Genomic DNA, 18,196 nt, shown 5'->3' with positions numbered 1-18,196 from the left:
GTCTCTCTCCTCCCCTATGGCCTTACAGCCAGTTGATATCGTTGAAACCGCGGTCGATGTAGCCGCCTTTGGAAAAGCTTTCGCCTTCGTAGCCAAAGATCGGCCAAACCGTTTTCTGGTTGTAAAGACCGGTCACAAGACCTCCACGGATACGCTGGAAGAAAACGCTCTCTTCCATACCGCGCAGGATTTCGACCCGATCCTTTTCCCAGCCCGTGTCGAGATAGGAGGCAAAGCCCTTGCCCTGTGCCGCCGCATTCAGTGCATTGATGCCAGCGGTAATTGCGTCAGCATTTTCGGCACTGTCATAGCCTTTCACGGCGATGACATAGTTCTCGTCAGGGATCCGATCGTGGGGATAGATATCGCGTGCCATCTGGACGAGCGTCGCAAAGACCTTTGGGTCCAGATGTGTGGTTTCCGCCGCCCATGCGGCGTCTGGTGCGGCAATGAATCCTGAGCCGATCAGGAATGACGCCCCCGTGGCGCTTGCGCGCGACAGAAGCTCGCGGCGGGTTAATCCCCGCATTGCTGGCTTGGTCATTGGTCTCCTCCCTATACCAAGTGAAACAGCGCCCGCTCGCGCGGGCACCGTCTATGTCATTTAAAACGTCCGGAACGCTCCAGAACTTCGATCTGGTAACCGTCCGGATCGGCAACAAAGAAAAAACGGCCGACGAGTTCGCCATCGGGGGCGAATTCAACCAGCTTGCGCGGCGCAAAGCCTTCAGCCTCCAGACGCGCGTGTTCTTCTGCGAGATTCTCGACCGACACGGCCAGATGGCCGTAGCCGTCACCGAGATCATAGGGCTCGGTCTGCCCTTTGTTGACGGTCAGCTCCAATTCGAACTCGCTTTCCGAATTGCTCAGATACACGAGCGTGAAATCGGAAAAATCGAGCCTTGCTGCGACCTCAAGGCCGAAGGCGCGGCGATAGAAATCAACCGAACGCGCCTCATCGAGGACGCGGATCATGCTATGGATGGTTTTGGCCAATTGGGCCTCCTGAAGCGGTTCTATTTTCTTACCAATTCAGGATGGTCCGTTCCGCCTCCCCATGGGTAGTAGGGGCTTACTACACGGTAAATTTTCACGATGGCGGCCTATTCCGCCGCCAGCCCCACACTCTGGTCTCTATGATCCGCCCCCTCCGACTGCGCGACAAAGATGAGACATGCCGTGCGCAACAGGGACGTAAAGTTCACCGGTTCACCGCGCGTTTCCAGCACTTCGGAGTGCAGTTTCGAGATGAAAGCCGGTGTCGAGACGTTATCCGCCTCGGCGATCTGATCAAGAATATCCCAAAACGCGTTCTCCAGACGGATGCTGGTGCTCTGCCCGTTCAGGCGCAGACGGCGGGTGCGCGACGCATATCGCGCCGGGTCCTGCCCGGCAAATACCTGACACATGATGTTTTCCTCCCTTTCGGTGAAACACATCTTAGACCAAGATATCCCAAATCGCCCAGAGACTTTCTGCGCACAGCCAACAATCTGCATCCGGCCCATGCCAAGAGACGACGCCTCAGCGCCGGACAAAACCCCAAAACGGTTTGCAAAAGCTGTTAGCGCGCGGCTTCGGCGGCGGCGCGAATGGTGCGGATGTTGTCGCCATAGGGAGTCGGATTTGTCACCGAACCGCCTTTGAACACGGCGGAACCGGCCACCAGCGCATCGGCACCGGCGGCTGCGACCAAAGGTGCGGTTGTCGGGTCCACACCACCGTCGATCTCGATATGGATCGGACGGTCGCCGATCATCTCGCGCAGCTGTTTGACCTTCTCGATCTGGGAGTGGATGAACTTCTGCCCGCCAAAGCCGGGGTTCACGGTCATCACACAGATCAGATCAACCATATCGAGCAGATAATCCACGCTCTCGGCAGGTGTGCCGGGATTGAGCGCAACACCGGCCTTGGCCCCGTTGGCGCGGATTGCCTGAACCGTGCGGTGAATATGCGGGCCAGCCTCGACATGGGCGGTGATGATGTCGGCACCGGCCTCAGCGAAAGCCTCGATATAGGGGTCAACCGGAGAGATCATCAGATGCACATCCATGACCGTCTTGATATGCGGGCGGATTGCCTTGCACATGGCCGGTCCGAAGGTCAGGTTCGGCACGAAATGCCCGTCCATGACATCGACGTGAATCCAGTCGGCCCCTTGCGCCTCTACCGCTTCGATTTCCTGACCGAAATTCGCAAAATCGGCGGCAAGGATGGACGGGGCGATCTTGATATCGCGATCAAAGCTCTGGCTGGACATGGACGATTCCTCAAACTGGCAGTCTTCGCGCTGCATCTATCCGGTTTGCCCGAGCCTGTCACCCGTGACTTGCCGCTTCAAATGCGCGCAAATGTGGCAATTCCCGATATTTCCGGCGATTTCTTTCGAGACGCCCGCAGAAAATGTCACGATTCCGGCGTGGATATATGTTAAATCCCAGACATGGGTATCACCGAGTTGCGGCAATCCGATATTTTGGCCAAGGGAGAACAGTTCCATTTCTCTCGCACGGTTCTGACACGCAAGCGTCCCAAAACGCTGCACGATCAGGATTATTACGAACTGTTCTGGCTGCACAACGGGCGTGCGCGGCTCATCACCGAAGCCGGCCACATGACCCTGTCCGAAGGCGATCTGGTCTTTCTGTCCCCCGGATTTCCGCATGCGCTTCAAGGCGTCGGAGACGAAAGCCATATCATAAACATCATCCTGCGGCGCAAGCGCATCAAGGACCTTGTCGAGCGTTTTCCCGAAGCGGCGCACTATTTTTCCGGCCCCAAAACGCCCCCAGTGCGCCTGCATCGCGACATCCGCCATCTGTCCCGCCTCTCCACCAGCGCCAAAGCCCTTGAAGCCGCGCCGAGGACTGCGCTCTATCTGGAGGCTTTCCTGCTGCCGCTGGTCGCGGAACTGGCGCTTGAAACCCGCGAGAAGGCCGAAGCCCTGCCGGACTGGCTCAGCGCGGCGCTTTTGCGTGCCGAAGATCCCGACGTGTTTCGCGAAGGCGCTGCGGGCTTGGTCGCGCTGTGCGGCAAGGCCCATGCCCATGTCGCGCGCATCATGCAGGCCCGCCTTGACCAGACCCCTTCGGAATATATCAATGCGCTGCGGATGGACTATGCCGCACGTCAACTCAAGGGCACACCGGACACGCTGGCCGAAATCGCAGACGAGATCGGTATCCACAATATGAGCCATTTTCACCGCCTGTTTCGCGCCCGCTTTGGCATGACGCCGCGACAATATCGTGTGAAACATCAAAAAGGCGTGGTTCAACCCGTTTGACCATCTGGTCAATGATTGCCAAATCATTCCGTCCGTGCCAGCTTGCAGGGAAGTGAAAACGGAGCTTTCGATGAGCACGACCGATATATCTGCCGCTGCCACAGATGCACGCAGCACAACACCCCATCTGCCGCAAGTCCACGAGCCGCGCAATCCGGGGATGGCGCTTGATCTCGACATCATTCAGGGCCAGCGGGTGAACACCTCGGCAGTCGAACGCCGCTGTGCCACCCTGCCCGGACGGCGGTCTGTGAAAAAGGACCATCAGGCGGCGTGGCTGTTGAAGGCCATCACCATGATCGACCTCACCACGCTGGCAGGCGATGACACGGCGGGCCGCGTGCGCAGGCTATGCGCCAAAGCCGCCCATCCGGTGCGCGCCGATCTTCTGGAGGCCTTGGACATGGGGCCGATCACCACCGGCGCGGTCTGCGTCTATCACGATATGGTGGAGACCGCCGTTGAGGCGCTCGACGGCACAAGCATTCCCGTGGCCGCCGTTTCGACAGGCTTTCCGGCAGGGCTTTCGCCCTATCACCTGCGCGTCAAAGAGATCGAGGAGAGCGTCAGGGCAGGCGCGAAAGAAATCGACATCGTGATCTCGCGGCGGCATGTCCTCGCCGGCAACTGGCAGGCGCTCTATGACGAGATGCGCGAATTTCGCGCCACCTGTGGCGAGGCCCATGTGAAGGCCATTCTGGCCACGGGCGAACTCGGATCGCTGCGCAATGTCGCCAAAGCCAGTCAGGTCTGCATGATGGCGGGCGCGGATTTCATCAAGACCTCCACCGGCAAGGAAAGCGTGAACGCCACCCTGCCCGTCTCTGTGGTCATGATCCGCGCGATCCGCGACTACTACGCCCGCACCGGCTACCGTGTGGGCTACAAACCCGCAGGCGGGATCTCCAAGGCCAAGGATGCTCTGGTCTATCTGTCCCTCATCAAGGAAGAACTGGGCAACCACTGGCTCTCGCCCCATCTGTTCCGCTTTGGCGCGTCGTCGCTCTTGGGCGACATTGAACGGCAGTTGGAGCATCACGTCACCGGACAGTATTCGGCCTCATGGCGCCATGCGATCGGGTGACACATGAGTATTTTTGCCATCAGAAAACCCGCAACAGCCGATACGGGAGCAGCGCAATGAGCGTGAAAGAGATTTTCGAGACCATGGATTACGGAGATGCCCCCGAAAGCGCGACAGAGGCGCTGCGTTGGCTGATGGATAATGGCGACCGGTTCGGCCATTTCATTGGCGGGAAGATGACAGAACCGGGCGAGGTGTTCGAGGCGAGGAATCCGGCCACGAGCGAGGTTCTGGCGCATCTGACACAGGCGAATGAGGCGGATGTGGAGGCGGCTGTGGCCGCTGCGCGCAAGGCGCAGGGCAAATGGACCAAGGACAGCAAGGCCCGCGCCCGCGTGCTCTATGCGCTTGCGCGTCTGGTGCAAAAACACGCGCGCCTCTTTGCCGTTCTGGAAACACTCGACAATGGCAAGCCGATCCGCGAGAGCCGTGACATCGACGTGGCGCTTGTGGCGCGGCATTTCTATTACCACGCAGGCATGGCGCAGCTTATGGATGCGGAATTGCCCGACCGCGAGGCTCTTGGCGTCTGCGGACAGATCATCCCGTGGAATTTCCCGCTTTTGATGCTGGCATGGAAGGTGGCCCCAGCCATTGCTATGGGCAACACCGTGGTGCTGAAACCTGCAGAATACACCTCTCTCACCGCGCTTTTGTTTGCACAGATTTGTCAGGAGGCCGGCGTGCCGAAAGGTGTCGTCAACATCGTGACGGGCGACGGGGCGGTGGGCGAGATGATCGTGACCCATCCCGACGTGGACAAGATCGCCTTTACCGGCTCCACCGCTGTGGGGCGGCGCATTCGCGAGGCGACCGCTGGATCGGGCAAGTCGCTTACCTTGGAACTGGGCGGCAAATCGCCTTACATCGTGTTCGAGGATGCCGACATTGACAGCGCCATCGAGGGGCTGGTGGATGCGATTTTCTTCAACCAAGGTCAGGTTTGTTGCGCCGGATCACGGCTTTTGGTGCAGGAAGGCATTGCGGAGGATTTCCACAAACGCCTCGTAGCGCGCATGTCCAAGCTGCGCATCGGCAACCCTCTGGACAAATGCATTGATGTGGGCGCAATTGTCGATCCTGTGCAACTGGACCGCATCCAAAGCCTTGTGATCAAGGGAGGCCCCGAAGGCACGGTGCACCAGCCGGTGAAAGCGCCGGAGGGCTGTTATTACCCGCCCACGCTGATCTCCGGTCTGGCGCCGTCCTCCCTGCTGATGCAGGAAGAAATCTTCGGGCCCGTGCTGGTCTCCACCACCTTCCGCACCCCTGCGGAAGCGGTTCAGGTGGCGAACAATACGCGCTACGGGCTGGCGGCTTCGGTCTGGACCGAGAATGTCAATCTGGCGCTCGGCATTGCGCCGAAACTGGTGGCCGGTGTTGTCTGGGTCAACGGCGCGAACATGTTCGACGCGGCGGCGGGTTTTGGCGGAGTGCGCGAAAGCGGCTTCGGGCGTGAAGGTGGCTGGGAAGGTCTCATGGCCTACACAAAGCCCAAGGGCAAAGCCACGGCTGTGAAGCCCGCAAAGGCGCATGTGAAGCCCGACGACATCGAGGTCTTGGGGCTGGACCGCACGGCGAAACTCTACATCGGCGGCAAGCAGGCACGACCTGACAGCGGTTATTCACAGGCGGTTTACTCCCCCAAAGGCAAGTTGCTGGGCCACAGTTCGATTGCCTCGCGCAAAGACATCCGCAACGCTGTCGAAGCCGCGCAGAAGGCAGGCGGCTGGACAAAAGCCACCGCGCACAACCGCGCGCAAGTTCTGTATTTCGTCGGGGAGAACCTCTCCGCCCGCGCCGATGAATTTGCCACGCGCATTCGGGACATGACAGGCACCACAGAGGCCAAGGCACAAGCCGAAGTGACAGGGGCGATTGATACACTCTTCACCTATGCCGCATGGTGCGACAAGCTCGACGGGGCGGCGAAACCCGTGCCGATGCGCGGCGTTGCTCTGGCCATGAACGAAGCCGTGGGCGTGATCGGGGCGTTTTGTGACGACCGGCCTCTGGGTGGGCTGATCGACGTGATCGCGCCCGCCATCGCTATGGGCAACCGTGTGGTCGCGGTGGCTTCCGAAGCCTACCCTCTGGCCGCGACAGATTTCTATCAGGTACTCGACACATCCGATGTGCCCGCAGGCGTGGTCAATATCCTGACCGGCCCGCACGGGGACTTGGCCAAGACCATGGCCGGACATCTTGATGTGGATGCAGTGTGGAGCTTTTCCTCTGCCGGCATCTCTGGCGTGATCGAACGCGAAAGCGCCGGAAACCTGAAGCGCACATGGGTGAACAACGGGAAAGCCCGTGAATATCCTGCGCGGGACTGGCTGGCACAGGCGACCGAGGTCAAGACGATCTGGGTGCCTTACGGAGAATAAGACAAAGGCCGCGGAGCAACACTCTGCGGCCTTCCTGTCTCATACCTGTCCGGCCTATGCGCGGCCTGTGCGGCCCTACCGTTTGAACCAGCGTTTGACCTTGTCCACGGCGCTGTCTTTTTTCTCGTCGGCAAGTTCCAAGACGTCTTCGACATCCTCGACCAGCGGCTCGATGGTGCGTTCGCGGAATTGCTGCCACATGCGATAAAGCGTCAGGATCAGAACCGCGAGCAGGGTCAGGATGATGATGTTGACCCAAGGGATAATCCGCGCATCCGGTCCCGACACCGGCTTGATCGCGATAGCATTGGGGAAAATCGACAGGATTTCCGACCGCCAGCCATAGTGGGTCACAGACACCCATTCGGGATTGTCCTTGGTCGAGATCGCGTCATTGGCCTCGGTATAGAGATTGGCCGTGTCGAATTTGAAATACGGCGGCCAGCCCCAGCCCGTGTCCTCGTTGCGGTAGACAATGCTTTTGCCATTCGGACGCACGGCCTGAATGAATTGCACATCGCGGCTTTGCTGATTGACGGTGCCATTGCCCGCCTCTTGCCAGAACAGCGTGGTCCAACCGTCAATATCCTGACGTTCTTCATAGGTGTTCACGATCCGCACGATGTCATGCTGTGGCAAGGTGTAGTGAAAGAACCCTCCGATAAAGAGCACGATCAGGGCAATCAGGGTCCATTTAACGTAGCGCATCGGGTGGCCTCACATGAAATTCGTAACGTAAAAGATTGCACAGAACGCAATCAGCGGCAGGATATAGACCAGAAGCAGGAGTTTCGGACGGAAGGAACGCTCGTAGTCTTTGATCCCTTCCTCCACATAGGCATCACGCTCGCCAATGGAACCCTCTTTTTCCCACTCTTCCTCGAGACGCTCTCGGGTCAGCGACCGGATATAGACGGTCAAAAGCCCGTACAGCACCGTCATGAGAACGAAACCTATGATAAGAAATCGTAAAAAGCCCAACATGGCACTCCATCTGCCGCGCCGGATCGTTCCGGCTCGTCGCATCTTAACCGCCCGCCCGCAAAAGCGCGAGGTGATTTGACGCAGGGTCAAGGCCAGTGAGGGTGGCCCATCCGGTCGACCCTGTTGATTGCGCTTATACCAACTTCTCTGCTCACAATACGCGGCAAAATGCCGATCTGGCGGTCAAACCTTTTTTCTCCCCCTGACGGCACAGAATTCAGGGTATTTTATAAGCTTATCATCATCGGAGGGGATCCATATGAAACTGATACAAACCTTGCTCGGCGGCAGCCTCACGGTTTTGCTCGCTTCAACTGCAGTGGCAGACGAAATCACTGACACGCTACAAAGTGCAATGACGGCCTACGAAGACGGCGATGTCACCTATGCGATTGAAGAACTGGATTACGCCAAACAGTTGCTGCAAGAGATGCAAACCGGCGCATTGGCAGGCTTCTTGCCGGAAGCACCTGAGGGCTGGACCGCAGAGGAGGACACAGATGCCTCCTCCGGCTATGCCATGATGGGTGGCGGCACGGTTACGGCGAAACGGTATTCCAATGACGCAGGCGAAGAGATCACCCTCACCATTCTCGTTGACAGCCCAATGATCGCCATGATGGGCGGCATGATCCAGAATGCGGGCAATATGGGCATGAAGACCGTGCGTGTCGGGCGCGAGAAATTCCTCGACAACGAGGGGGATCTTTCCGCTCTGATCGAAGGCCGGATTCTGGTGCAGGCAACCGGCGGACCGCGCGAAGTGCTTCTGCCGCTGCTTGAGGCCATCGACTACCGCGCACTTGGCCGGTTCGGCTACTGACCCGACTGAGACCTGCACAGAACCACATATAGAAAGAGGGGCATGAAGCCCCTCTTTTTGGTTCGAACGGTTTGCGCACCACCACATCGCGACCCTCTCCAGCGCTCACCACAATCACATGAACCTGAACGCGATTGCAGGGGCGCGCTGCCGTGGCCCGTTATCCCGCAAGGATCACATCTGGTTCCGAATGACCTGACCCAGCCGCGCGATACCCTCTTCGATTTTCGACGCAGCCGACATGGAGAAATTGAGCCGCAGCGTGTTGGTATTCGACCCGTCAGCATAGAAAGCCCCGCCCGGCACAAAGGCGACATTGGCCTTGAGCGCCTCTTTGAGCAGTTCCGCCCCGTCCATGTCACGCGGCAAGGTCACCCAGACAAACATCCCGCCATCGGGTTTCGTCCATGCGATCCCCTCCGGCATATGGCGTTCCAGAGCGGCCAGCATCGCCTGCAACCGTGCGCCATAGACTTCGCGCAGCTTCGCAACATGTGCGTCAAAGACCCCATGCGCCACTTCGCTCACCGCGATCTGGTTGATGGTGGCGGTCTGAAGATCGGCGGCCTGTTTGGTCAGAACCAACTGGCTGATGACAGGTTTCGCCGCCACGGCCCAGCCGACGCGCAACCCCGGTGCCAGCGTTTTCGAGAAAGAGCCGAGATAGATCGTGCGACAGGCGTCAATGTCGCCCTTCTCCTCGATCTCCAGCGCAAGGATCGGTTTGATCTCCTCGCCACGATAGCGCAATTCCTGATAGGCCGCGTCTTCAATCACAGCACAGCCCAAAGCGTCCGCCCGCGCCAGAACCGTGCGCCGCTGTTCCTCGGTCAGGGTGACCCCTGTCGGATTGGCAAAATCTGTCGAGAGATAGGCAAATTTGACCGCGCCACCTGCGGCTTTGGCATCCGCCAACACATCCTCGACCGGACGGTTGGTTTGCGGGTCGATCCGGTCATAACGCGGCTCATACGCATTGAACGCGCCCAGAGCGCCCATGTAGGTCGGCCAGGTCACAAGTGCAGTATCGCCTTGGTCCAGAAAGATTTTCCCGAGATAATCCAGCGCCTGCTGTGACCCTGCGGTGATCAGGATGTTGTCACGGGTGCAGGTCACACCATGGCGCGCCATATAGCACACGATCCAGTCGCGCAGTGGCGTGTAACCTTCCGAGGTGGAATATTGCAGCGCCACAGAGGCCGCCTGTTCACTCAACGCTTTGTTCATCGCCTCGGCAAAGGCTTCACGCGGGAAATATGCCGGATCGGGAATGCCGCCAGCAAAGGAAATAATGTCCGGCTGATCCAGAAGTTTGAGAAGCTCGCGGATTTCAGACGCCTTCATGCGCTGTGTCCTGTCGGCAAAAAGTGCGGTCAGGCGTGCGGTTGTTTTCTCAAGCGGTTTCTCGGACAGACTCATAATATTCTCCATTCAGCGCCCCGATCTCGCGCTTTTGAGCATTTATGTCAATGCGACTGACATATGATGTAAAGCACACCCCCCTTTACGAAAATGACGCAGACCCCATATTCTCGCGATATTTCCTTTCACAAAACCGCATTTTTACACAACGGAAACGACAACGCCCGCCAAACGGCGGGCGTTTGAATGCGTATTTTTCCCACGAAGGAAACGGGACCGGATCAGGCCTCGGCGTCTTTTTCGATCACCTTTGTTTCGACCGTTTTCGGTCCGGCAATCGCGATCTGGCGCGGTTTGAGTGCTTCGGGCACTTCGCGTTTCAGATCAATGTGCAACATGCCATTTTCATGGCTTGCGCCCGTGACCTTCACATGTTCGGCCAATGTGAACCGGCGCTCGAAGGCGCGGGTGGCGATGCCGCGATGGAGATAGGTTTTGCCCTTATCTTCCTCGCTTTCGGCACGACGCGCGGAAATCACCAGAGCATTTTCACGTTGCTCGATGGCAATGTCCTCGGTCGAGAACCCCGCCACGGCAAGCGAAATGCGCCAAGCGTCCTCAGCGGTCTTTTCGATATTGTAGGGCGGGTAGCTGGGCTGGCTGACGTCTTGGGTCAGCACACGGTCCATCAGGTCGGCGATTTGGTCGAAGCCGACGGTGGCACGGTAAAGCGGTGTCATATCAAAATTACGCATGGGTATCCTCCATTGAGCGATTCCAGTTTGGTGCCTTCCGATCATCGGACAGGCGAGTTGCCGAACCCTATTGAGGCATCCGACATCAAGAATCTGGGGATCAAGCCATGCGATTTCAAGAGGGTGAGGGCCGCTTACTGACCGGAAATTCCCACCACATATTCTGTATGGGTCAACTCGGGAAGCGGCTCTGTGCTGGCCTTTTTGAACGTGCTGCGCCCAGCCGATGCCATTTGCAAAAGGTCGGACAGGGCACCATCCAAAGAGGTGCCGACAGACACACGATCGCCACGGAATTTCGCTTTGGCCGAGACAACAGAGACGATCCGAGGCGTTGCGCCAGTCATGTCAAAGATCGGCGCGCCGGATGATCCGAAATCCACCTCGCAAGAGGTCACCAGCACCCCGCCTTGACGGGCCACCACATGACAGAGCTCCTGCAAGGACGGGCTTTCCGCGCGATCATGGGCATAAGAGACGACCCCCACGGCCTGCCCCTTTTCAGGGCGCGCGGAGACCGAGAACGGCCGCACGGAGCTATTGCGCACAGGGCGATCCAGTTCGACAAGCGCCACGTCATTCACCAGACGGTCATGCAAGTCACCGGAATTGAGCGCAAACCCCGGATGCACATAGATTGCTTTGGCGGCACGGTAAGCCTGCGCCTGACCATTGCGCCATCCGGCCTTGAAGGTGATGTCTTTCGGCCTGTGCGGCGTATGATCGTCAATATCATACATGCAATGCGCCGCCGTGAGGACCAGCGTTTCGGTGATCAGGGCACCGGTGCAAAAGCTGCGCCCGTCAAAATCGAGACGTCCGACGGCTTCCCACCCCTTGCTGTCATCACCCGTGCGAAAGGTCTTGAGCTTGCTATCCGCATGCGCCTGACCTGCCATCAGGAAGATGAAAAAGATGGTCAGAATTTTCTTCATAACAGCCCTCTAGTCCGGTTCCCCCTAATCGCTAGAGGGCGTTCAAGGCACCATTATGACCGATTCGAGAACAATTTGGGCGGTTTTGGGCCACCTGTTGCCCAATCGAGAAGCTCGACCGTATGCACAACCGGCACGTCCATGCCCGATCCGATCTGCATCATGCAGCCGATATTGCCCGCAGCCACCACATCTGGGGTCTTCGCCGAGAGCGATTTTATTTTCCGCTCTTTCAATTTTTTTGACAATTCAGGCTGTAACAGGTTGTAAGTGCCCGCAGAACCGCAGCACAGATGGCTGTCACGCGGCTCGACCACCTCGAATCCGACTCGCTTCAACAATGTCTTCGGGTGGCTCTTGATCTGTTGACCGTGTTGCAGCGAACAGGCGGCGTGATAGGCCACTTTGAGGTCCTGTTGCCCCTCCGGCAGGTCGAGCTGCATGAGCACTTCGGAGATGTCCTTCGCCAGCGCAGCCACCTGCGCCGCCTCTCCCGCCAGTTCCGTATTGCGGAACATATGGCCGTAATCCTTCACGGTCGTGCCGCAGCCCGACGTGTTGATCACAATCGCATCCAGCCCCTCACCCGAGATTTCCCGCATCCATGCGTGAATGTTCTTTTCCGCAGTCCCGTGCGCCTCGGCCTCCTTGCCCATGTGATGTGTCAGCGCACCGCAACACCCCGCGCCCTGAGCAACCACGACCTCGCATCCCATCCGCCTGAGCAACCGGATGGTTGCGTCGTTTATGTCCGTATCAAGCGCCTTTTGCGCGCAGCCCGTCATCAAAGCCACACGCATCCGGCGCGCGCCCTGTGCCGGAAACACCTGTGCATCATCATTGCGCGAAACGGGCGGGAGATGTTTGGGGGCCATATCCAGCATGGCCTTGAGCCGCGGATCAGGCATCAAATGGCGGAAGGGCCGCGCAAGTTTGGCACCGCGCAAAGCCATCCGGAAGCGCGAGGGATAAGGCAGGATTTTCGCCAGAACCCAGCGCAGCAGCCGATCCGTCAGGGGCCGTTTGTAGGTCTTTTCCACATGCACCCGCGCATGGTCGATCAGATGCATATAATGAACGCCCGACGGACATGTGGTCATACAAGCGAGACAGGACAGGCAACGGTCCAGATGTTTGACGGTTTTCTCGTCAGCAGGCCGGTCGTTTTCCAGCATATCCTTGATGAGATAGATCCGTCCGCGCGGGCTGTCCAATTCATCGCCCAGCACCGCATAGGTCGGACAGGTCGCTGTGCAGAACCCGCAATGGACACAGGCCCGCAGGATTTCATTGGCGCGCTGGATACCGGGATCGGTGAGCTGTTCGGCTGTGAAATTTGTTTGCATCGTCCGTCCCTTACATCTGCGCGGCAATTACAAGAATGGGGGACAGGCACAGTAGGAGAGCCGCAAGATAATAGGTTTCCTTCCCCTTGCGGATACGATGCCACCGCCACCATTGAGCGATCCCAACGAGCACGACGCTGATCCCGGCCGAAAAAATAGGCACCAATTCAATCCCGTGGAACCAGTCGTCAGGACCGTTCGACGCACTCAAAGGCAGGAAAGTCATCGCCGCCAATGCCGCGACCGATGCCACTGCGATGTGCCCGACAAGCGCAGGCCGCCCCGCAGGCAAGATCGCCAATCCGACCAGCGTGACCACGGGGATAACGAACAAAACCACAATAACCTCCATCAGCCCATCATCCCACGGTTGAATTTGCCTTCAGGGTCGAATTTGTGCCGAAGCCCCGCACTGACCCGCTCAATCGCCGCGCTTTGTGGGTGGAACACGCCGAGCCGCGCTTTGGTCCCATCACTGGCGCGGACCAGCGTGGCATGCCCTCTGTGCATCTTGGCCCGCACATCCGTGCCCTCTGCGGTCAACAGCCAAAGCCGGTTGCCACCCCAATCATAGATCACATCTTCGGGACAGATTGCCTCCACCAGCGCCACCGCATCAGACGGCCTCACGGACAGTTGCCACACATCCCCCGCACGATCATGAAACCGCTCCACATCGCGAAGCGCCTGCCAGATCGGGTCACTGAGCGCCGCGCCCCACAGCTCTTCCACGTCCCGACCCAAACGCGCCCTGATCCGGCCGATCCGGTATTTGAGCGCGGTTTCGATACCTTCCAGACGCAAGAACACAGTTGAACCCGACCACGCAGTCCCCGTCAGATCAAAGGGCTGACCCAGAATGTCGGACATGATCCCGACCGCGTCCAAAGCCTCACATTGCGGCACTTTCAACGTCACCACCGTCTCCGGCAAGGGCTGCACCTTGAGGCTCACTTCGGTGATCACACCCAGCGTCCCGTGGCTCCCCGCCATCAGCTTCACCAGATCCAGCCCGGTGACGTTCTTCATCACCCGCCCGCCGTTCTTCACCACCTGCCCGCGCCCGTCGACATAGCGCACACCGAGGCAAAAATCGCGACAGGCCCCGAGCGCCACCCGTCGCGGCCCCGAGGCATTCGCAGCCACGACACCGCCGATGGTGCTTTCACCATCACGCCCGAGCAAGTCGCGCATATCCGGCACTTCAAACGCAAGCCGCTGGTTTTCAGACGCCAGCAGCGCCGCGATCTCCGACAGGCGCGTGCCCGCTTTGACCACAAGCGTCAGCGCGCCCGGCTCATAAAGGCTCACCCCTGTCAGCGCCCGTGTCGAGAGCGCCTCTCCCTGCGCCAGTCCGATACGCCGCGTGCCGCCGCCTTCGATCACAAATGGCCCGCCCCCACGGATCACATCGCACAGCTCCGCCTCGCTTTGCGGTGCGCCTGTTTCCTTTGCTGCCGAAACACTCATTCTGCCGCCCTCCGCGATGCGCTGACCGCGAGCGGAAAGACCTTTGCGGGGTTCATAAGCCATGCCGGATCGAACACATCTTTGACATCCATCTGCGCTTCCAGATCAACAGGGGCGAACTGATGCGTCATCAACTCGCGTTTCTCGACTCCGACACCATGCTCTCCTGTCAGACAGCCGCCAGCATCGACGCAAAGTTTCAAAATCTCCGCACCAAGATGTTCCGCGCTTTCCAGCTGTCCCGGCTCATTGGCATTATACAGGATCAAAGGGTGCATATTCCCGTCGCCTGCGTGGAACACATTGCCAACCATATGGCCGTATTGCGCACCCATTTCCGCGATACGCGTCAGCACGGAGGGCAATTCGCCCACCGGAATCGTGCCGTCGAGGCAGATATAGTCACCGCGTTGCCCCATCGCACCAAAGGCCGATTTGCGACCAAGCCAGATGCGGGCGCTTTCTTCCGCGCTTTCGCTTTCGCGGATCGTGACCGGATCATGCCGTTTCGCAATCTCGACAATGCGGGCAAGCTGGTCATCGATTTCATGTGCGGAGCCTTCTACTTCGACAATCAAAAGCGCCTCGCAATCGGGATAGCCCGCGCCCGAAAACTCTTCGGTTGCGCGGATGATGGGGCGGTCCATGAATTCGATTGCCACGGGGATCAGACCGGAACGGATGATGTCGGCCACACAGGCCCCTGCCACTTCGTTGCTGTCAAAACCCAAGAGCACAGGCCGCGCCCCTTCGGGTTTTGGCAGAATACGCAGGGTCGCCTCTGTCACGATCCCCAACTGCCCTTCGGACCCGCAGATCAACCCCAGAATATCAAGTCCGGCGGCCTCCATCTCCGCGCCACCGATTTCGACAATGTCCCCATCGGCCATGACCATCGTCACGCCCAGAAGGTTATTCGTCGTCACCCCGTATTTGAGACAATGCGCGCCGCCGGAATTCATCGCGATATTGCCCGCAATCGCGCAGGCCAGCTGGCTGGACGGATCGGGAGCGTAGAAAAAGCCCTCATCCTCGACAGCCGCACTCACGGCAAGGTTGGTCATGCCTGTTTGCACGCGGATATAGCGGTCGTCCGTGTTGATCTCCAGAACATCACGCAGCCGCGCCACGCCGAGAATCACCGCATCCTCCGTGGGCAAGGCCCCGCCCGCCAGAGAAGTCCCCGCGCCACGCGGCACCACAGGCACACCGATGTCATGACAGATGGCCATAATCTGCGCGACCTGCTCTGTCGTCTCCGGCAAAACGGCCAGAAGCGGCGGACAGCGGTAGGCCGTCAGCGCGTCGCATTCATAGGCTCTTAATTCTTCCTGTGCTTCAATCACCGCATCCGGCGGGAGCACAGCACGGAGACGGCGTGCAATCTCCGGCTTTCGGGCTTGTATGCCCGAATTCGGGGCTGGCATATCCATGGGGGCTCCTCTCCTATTGGTCAGGTTTTATAACCAATTTTTAGATGTGACAAGAGCGATGCTCTTGCGTAATGCTGCACACATGGAACTCTTTGATCAGCTTCGATATTTCACCGTGCTCGACGGCCTCGCCGTAATCTACCTGCTCTCGGCGTGGGGCATTCTGGGCTATGTGATCGAGAATCCGCCGAAAAAGCGGATTTCAACCTCCGTGCTTGTCGCTGACTACCGACGCGAGTGGATGGTCCATATGATCACCCGCAAACCCCGCATCTTTGATGCCACCGTGCTTGCAACACTGCGGGAGGGCACATCCTTTCTCGCTTCGGCCTGCCTGATCGCGATTGGTGGTGGGCTGGCGGCGATTTCCAATGCGGAGCGGTTGAGCGGCGTGGCGCGGGATCTGGCGCTGGATGCGCCTGCAATCATATGGGAGGTGAAAATCCTTCTGGCGCTGTTCTTTATCACAAACGCCTTCCTGAAATTCATCTGGTCAAACCGTCTCTTCGGATATTGCGGCGTGGTGATGGCCTCTGTCAGCAATGATGAATCCGACCCCCAAGCGCTTCCCCGTGCACGCAAGGCCGGCGAACTCAACATCACCGCGGCCCGCGCCTTTAATGCCGGAATTCGCGGGATTTATTTCGCTTTGGGCGCGCTGTCGTGGCTGTTGGGACCGGAGGGGCTTTTGCTTGGCGGCACCTTGGTGATCTTCATCATGCTGCGGCGGGAATTTGCCTCGACCTCGCGTGAAATCCTGCTCAGCGACGAAGTCTAACCCCCCCCCAGCAAACCACACCCAGCGCACAGCCGGACCGGCTCACGAACCGGACCGGAGCGCCCCGACTTCCCCTGTCGGCAAAACGTCGGATTCTTGTCGGATACCTGTCAGGCAAAGCGCCTGTAGCCCTATCTGCGACCAACCACCTCACACATGCGCAACACCTTCCCTGCCCCCTCGCTCACGACGCAACGGAAAACGACATCATCCCCTGCTCCACCCCGTTTCTACGTTGACAAACCCGGCGCCAGAGATGACAGTAGCTGATGTTTGATCAAATCGAAGCTGCAAGTCAGCGCAGCGAAGCCCATTCCGCTAAAAAATGGGCCAGAGTTCTCGCGAAATACCGTGATCCCGATCCGATCCGCAGCTCCTTCGAGCTTGCGGTCACCGTGGGGCCATTCCTCATCCTCTGGGCCCTCGCATGGTGGTCCATGTCGATCAGCTACTGGCTGACCTTCACACTTTCCCTGCTCAACGCGGGCTTCCTGCTGCGCCTGTTTGCCATCCAGCATGACTGCGGTCACGGTTCACTCTTTCGCAACCGGACCCTGAGTGACTGGATCGGGCGCACGATCGGGGTTCTCACCCTGACGCCCTATGACGTGTGGCGGCGCTCACATTCCATCCACCACAGTTCGGCGGGCAACCTCGGACGCCGTGGCGTGGGTGACATCCAGACCCTGACGCTGGCCGAATACCGCGCCCTCAAGCCGCACAAGAAATTGCTCTACCGCCTGTATCGCAACCCTGTTGTGCTGTTCTGTCTGGGACCGGGCTATCTGTTCATCCTGCAAAACAGACTGCCTCTGGGCCTGATGGGCAGCGTCAAATACTGGATCAGCGCAATGGGCACGAATATCGCCCTTGTCCTGTGGGTGGCGCTGGTTTGGTATTTTGGCGGGCTGGCCCCTGTGCTGCTGATCTTCCTGCCCACCACATTGCTGGCGGCCACGGCGGGGGTCTGGCTGTTCTATGTCCAGCACCAGTTCGAGACGACACATTGGGACAGCGAAGAAGACTGGCAGTTGCATGACTCCGCGCTCAAGGGCAGTTCCTACTATGTGCTGCCGCCGGTGCTGCAATGGGTGAGCGCCAATATCGGGGTGCATCATGTGCACCACCTGTATAGCCGCATCCCGTTCTATCGCCTGCCCGAAGTGTTGCGCGATCACAAGGAACTGGCCGAAAGCAACCGCATGACGATCCGCCAGAGCTTTCACAGCGTCCGGCTGCATCTGTGGGACGAAAACTCCCGACGCCTTGTGTCTTTCGCCCAAGCGAAAGCCCTCTGACGCAAATGCCTTTCGCAATCGGCTTGAGAGATCGGTTGATTGCGGAAGGCCCGCGACAGGCCCGCACCCGCAGGACACTGTCCGAAGGGGCCTTCCAGACATTCACACGTCCAACATCCGCGCCGACACCAACACCGGCCCCCGCATGTCCGGCGCTTTTCGCGTGCTGTGAAACCGGTGGCGCAAGAGTGGCGCGAGCGTCATTTGAAAGTGTTCGGAGCGAGTTCGGCAACAAGCGTCAGGTGACGGGCG

19 protein-coding genes are annotated in these 18,196 nt (G+C 59.0%); 6 read left to right on the top strand and 13 right to left on the bottom strand.

Annotated elements, in window-relative coordinates:
• Positions 1–22: 22 nt before the first annotated feature.
• The 4 genes from KO492_RS04740 to rpe all read right to left on the bottom strand — a co-directional run bounded on the left by KO492_RS04740 (position 23) and on the right by rpe (position 2,263).
• Positions 23–544, bottom strand: a complete 522-nt coding sequence (locus tag KO492_RS04740) for a gluconate 2-dehydrogenase subunit 3 family protein (RefSeq protein ID WP_216043894.1) — start codon at positions 542–544, stop codon at positions 23–25.
• A gap of 56 nt (positions 545–600) precedes the next feature.
• Entirely contained in the window at positions 601–996 is a 396-nt protein-coding gene (locus KO492_RS04735; protein WP_216043893.1) for a VOC family protein, read from the bottom strand.
• Between the two features lie 107 nt (positions 997–1,103).
• Positions 1,104–1,409: a ribbon-helix-helix domain-containing protein gene (locus KO492_RS04730; RefSeq protein ID WP_216043892.1), complete on the bottom strand. Its 306-nt coding sequence runs from the start codon at positions 1,407–1,409 to the stop codon at positions 1,104–1,106.
• 155 nt (positions 1,410–1,564) lie between these two features.
• Positions 1,565–2,263 (bottom strand): ribulose-phosphate 3-epimerase, encoded by a 699-nt coding sequence (gene rpe, locus KO492_RS04725; RefSeq protein WP_216043891.1) that lies wholly within the window; start codon positions 2,261–2,263, stop codon positions 1,565–1,567.
• A gap of 183 nt (positions 2,264–2,446) precedes the next feature.
• Here rpe and KO492_RS04720 point away from each other — a divergent pair, with 183 nt between their 5' ends.
• The 3 genes from KO492_RS04720 to KO492_RS04710 all read left to right on the top strand — a co-directional run bounded on the left by KO492_RS04720 (position 2,447) and on the right by KO492_RS04710 (position 6,760).
• Positions 2,447–3,289 carry a helix-turn-helix transcriptional regulator gene (locus KO492_RS04720; protein ID WP_252735298.1) on the top strand — a complete coding sequence of 281 codons (843 nt, stop codon included), beginning with the start codon at positions 2,447–2,449 and terminating at the stop codon, positions 3,287–3,289.
• A gap of 70 nt (positions 3,290–3,359) precedes the next feature.
• Positions 3,360–4,373 (top strand): deoxyribose-phosphate aldolase, encoded by a 1,014-nt coding sequence (gene deoC / locus KO492_RS04715; RefSeq protein ID WP_216043890.1) that lies wholly within the window; start codon positions 3,360–3,362, stop codon positions 4,371–4,373.
• 56 nt (positions 4,374–4,429) lie between these two features.
• Entirely contained in the window at positions 4,430–6,760 is a 2,331-nt protein-coding gene (locus KO492_RS04710; protein ID WP_216043889.1) for an aldehyde dehydrogenase family protein, read from the top strand.
• A gap of 75 nt (positions 6,761–6,835) precedes the next feature.
• Here KO492_RS04710 and KO492_RS04705 read toward each other — a convergent pair whose 3' ends face one another.
• Positions 6,836–7,468: a DUF1523 family protein gene (locus tag KO492_RS04705; protein WP_066608789.1), complete on the bottom strand. Its 633-nt coding sequence runs from the start codon at positions 7,466–7,468 to the stop codon at positions 6,836–6,838.
• Between the two features lie 9 nt (positions 7,469–7,477).
• A complete protein-coding gene (locus KO492_RS04700; protein WP_252735297.1) occupies positions 7,478–7,702 on the bottom strand; it encodes a hypothetical protein in 225 nt (74 codons plus the stop codon).
• 301 nt (positions 7,703–8,003) lie between these two features.
• Between KO492_RS04700 and KO492_RS04695 the strand changes: the two genes are divergently transcribed.
• Positions 8,004–8,567, top strand: coding sequence for a hypothetical protein (locus KO492_RS04695; RefSeq protein WP_216043888.1), 564 nt, complete (start codon positions 8,004–8,006; stop codon positions 8,565–8,567).
• A 174-nt stretch (positions 8,568–8,741) separates the two neighbouring features.
• Here the strand turns inward: KO492_RS04695 and KO492_RS04690 are convergent, their stop codons facing one another.
• The 7 genes from KO492_RS04690 to KO492_RS04660 all read right to left on the bottom strand — a co-directional run bounded on the left by KO492_RS04690 (position 8,742) and on the right by KO492_RS04660 (position 15,868).
• Entirely contained in the window at positions 8,742–9,986 is a 1,245-nt protein-coding gene (locus tag KO492_RS04690) for a PLP-dependent aminotransferase family protein (RefSeq protein ID WP_252735296.1), read from the bottom strand.
• Positions 9,987–10,210: 224 nt separating this feature from the next.
• Positions 10,211–10,684, bottom strand: coding sequence for an Hsp20 family protein (locus KO492_RS04685; RefSeq protein ID WP_216043887.1), 474 nt, complete (start codon positions 10,682–10,684; stop codon positions 10,211–10,213).
• A 134-nt stretch (positions 10,685–10,818) separates the two neighbouring features.
• Entirely contained in the window at positions 10,819–11,619 is an 801-nt protein-coding gene (locus KO492_RS04680; protein WP_066608773.1) for a trypsin-like serine peptidase, read from the bottom strand.
• Positions 11,620–11,672: 53 nt separating this feature from the next.
• Positions 11,673–12,965 carry a glycolate oxidase subunit GlcF gene (gene glcF / locus KO492_RS04675; protein ID WP_216043886.1) on the bottom strand — a complete coding sequence of 431 codons (1,293 nt, stop codon included), beginning with the start codon at positions 12,963–12,965 and terminating at the stop codon, positions 11,673–11,675.
• A 10-nt stretch (positions 12,966–12,975) separates the two neighbouring features.
• Complete coding sequence (locus KO492_RS04670; RefSeq protein WP_216043885.1) at positions 12,976–13,305, bottom strand: hypothetical protein; 330 nt, start codon at positions 13,303–13,305, stop codon at positions 12,976–12,978.
• Between the two features lie 11 nt (positions 13,306–13,316).
• Positions 13,317–14,435: an FAD-binding protein gene (locus tag KO492_RS04665; protein ID WP_216043884.1), complete on the bottom strand. Its 1,119-nt coding sequence runs from the start codon at positions 14,433–14,435 to the stop codon at positions 13,317–13,319.
• The gene (locus KO492_RS04660) at positions 14,432–15,868 is read right to left on the bottom strand and encodes an FAD-linked oxidase C-terminal domain-containing protein (protein WP_216043883.1); all 1,437 of its coding nucleotides are present in this window, start codon (positions 15,866–15,868) and stop codon (positions 14,432–14,434) included. Before KO492_RS04660 ends, KO492_RS04665 begins: the two co-directional genes overlap by 4 nt.
• An 82-nt stretch (positions 15,869–15,950) precedes the next feature.
• Between KO492_RS04660 and KO492_RS04655 the strand changes: the two genes are divergently transcribed.
• The gene (locus tag KO492_RS04655; protein WP_216043882.1) at positions 15,951–16,646 is read left to right on the top strand and encodes a DUF599 domain-containing protein; all 696 of its coding nucleotides are present in this window, start codon (positions 15,951–15,953) and stop codon (positions 16,644–16,646) included.
• A 269-nt stretch (positions 16,647–16,915) separates the two neighbouring features.
• The gene (locus tag KO492_RS04650; RefSeq protein WP_216043881.1) at positions 16,916–17,944 is read left to right on the top strand and encodes a fatty acid desaturase; all 1,029 of its coding nucleotides are present in this window, start codon (positions 16,916–16,918) and stop codon (positions 17,942–17,944) included.
• Positions 17,945–18,196 lie beyond the last annotated feature (252 nt).

It is taken from the genome of Celeribacter halophilus (assembly GCF_018860305.1).
In the GTDB taxonomy this organism is placed as follows: Bacteria; Pseudomonadota; Alphaproteobacteria; order Rhodobacterales; family Rhodobacteraceae; genus Celeribacter; species Celeribacter halophilus_A.
The sequence above is the reverse complement of the archived record's forward strand: the minus strand, read 5'-3'. Positions and strand labels throughout refer to the sequence as shown.

Excerpts from the sequence above, each read along its gene's own strand:
- KO492_RS04660 (WP_216043883.1), bottom strand. The coding sequence starts at position 15,868 with ATGGATATGCCAGCCCCGAATTCGGGCATACAAGCCCGAAAGCCGGAG.
- deoC (WP_216043890.1), top strand. The coding sequence starts at position 3,360 with ATGAGCACGACCGATATATCTGCCGCTGCCACAGATGCACGCAGCACA.
- KO492_RS04710 (WP_216043889.1), top strand. The coding sequence starts at position 4,430 with ATGAGCGTGAAAGAGATTTTCGAGACCATGGATTACGGAGATGCCCCC.
- KO492_RS04650 (WP_216043881.1), top strand. The coding sequence starts at position 16,916 with ATGTTTGATCAAATCGAAGCTGCAAGTCAGCGCAGCGAAGCCCATTCC.
- KO492_RS04730 (WP_216043892.1), bottom strand. The coding sequence starts at position 1,409 with ATGTGTCAGGTATTTGCCGGGCAGGACCCGGCGCGATATGCGTCGCGC.
- KO492_RS04740 (WP_216043894.1), bottom strand. The coding sequence starts at position 544 with ATGACCAAGCCAGCAATGCGGGGATTAACCCGCCGCGAGCTTCTGTCG.
- KO492_RS04685 (WP_216043887.1), bottom strand. The coding sequence starts at position 10,684 with ATGCGTAATTTTGATATGACACCGCTTTACCGTGCCACCGTCGGCTTC.
- rpe (WP_216043891.1), bottom strand. The coding sequence starts at position 2,263 with ATGTCCAGCCAGAGCTTTGATCGCGATATCAAGATCGCCCCGTCCATC.
- glcF (WP_216043886.1), bottom strand. The coding sequence starts at position 12,965 with ATGCAAACAAATTTCACAGCCGAACAGCTCACCGATCCCGGTATCCAG.
- KO492_RS04690 (WP_252735296.1), bottom strand. The coding sequence starts at position 9,986 with ATGAGTCTGTCCGAGAAACCGCTTGAGAAAACAACCGCACGCCTGACC.
- KO492_RS04695 (WP_216043888.1), top strand. The coding sequence starts at position 8,004 with ATGAAACTGATACAAACCTTGCTCGGCGGCAGCCTCACGGTTTTGCTC.
- KO492_RS04720 (WP_252735298.1), top strand. The coding sequence starts at position 2,447 with ATGGGTATCACCGAGTTGCGGCAATCCGATATTTTGGCCAAGGGAGAA.
- KO492_RS04680 (WP_066608773.1), bottom strand. The coding sequence starts at position 11,619 with ATGAAGAAAATTCTGACCATCTTTTTCATCTTCCTGATGGCAGGTCAG.
- KO492_RS04700 (WP_252735297.1), bottom strand. The coding sequence starts at position 7,702 with ATGACGGTGCTGTACGGGCTTTTGACCGTCTATATCCGGTCGCTGACC.
- KO492_RS04665 (WP_216043884.1), bottom strand. The coding sequence starts at position 14,435 with ATGAGTGTTTCGGCAGCAAAGGAAACAGGCGCACCGCAAAGCGAGGCG.
- KO492_RS04705 (WP_066608789.1), bottom strand. The coding sequence starts at position 7,468 with ATGCGCTACGTTAAATGGACCCTGATTGCCCTGATCGTGCTCTTTATC.
- KO492_RS04655 (WP_216043882.1), top strand. The coding sequence starts at position 15,951 with ATGGAACTCTTTGATCAGCTTCGATATTTCACCGTGCTCGACGGCCTC.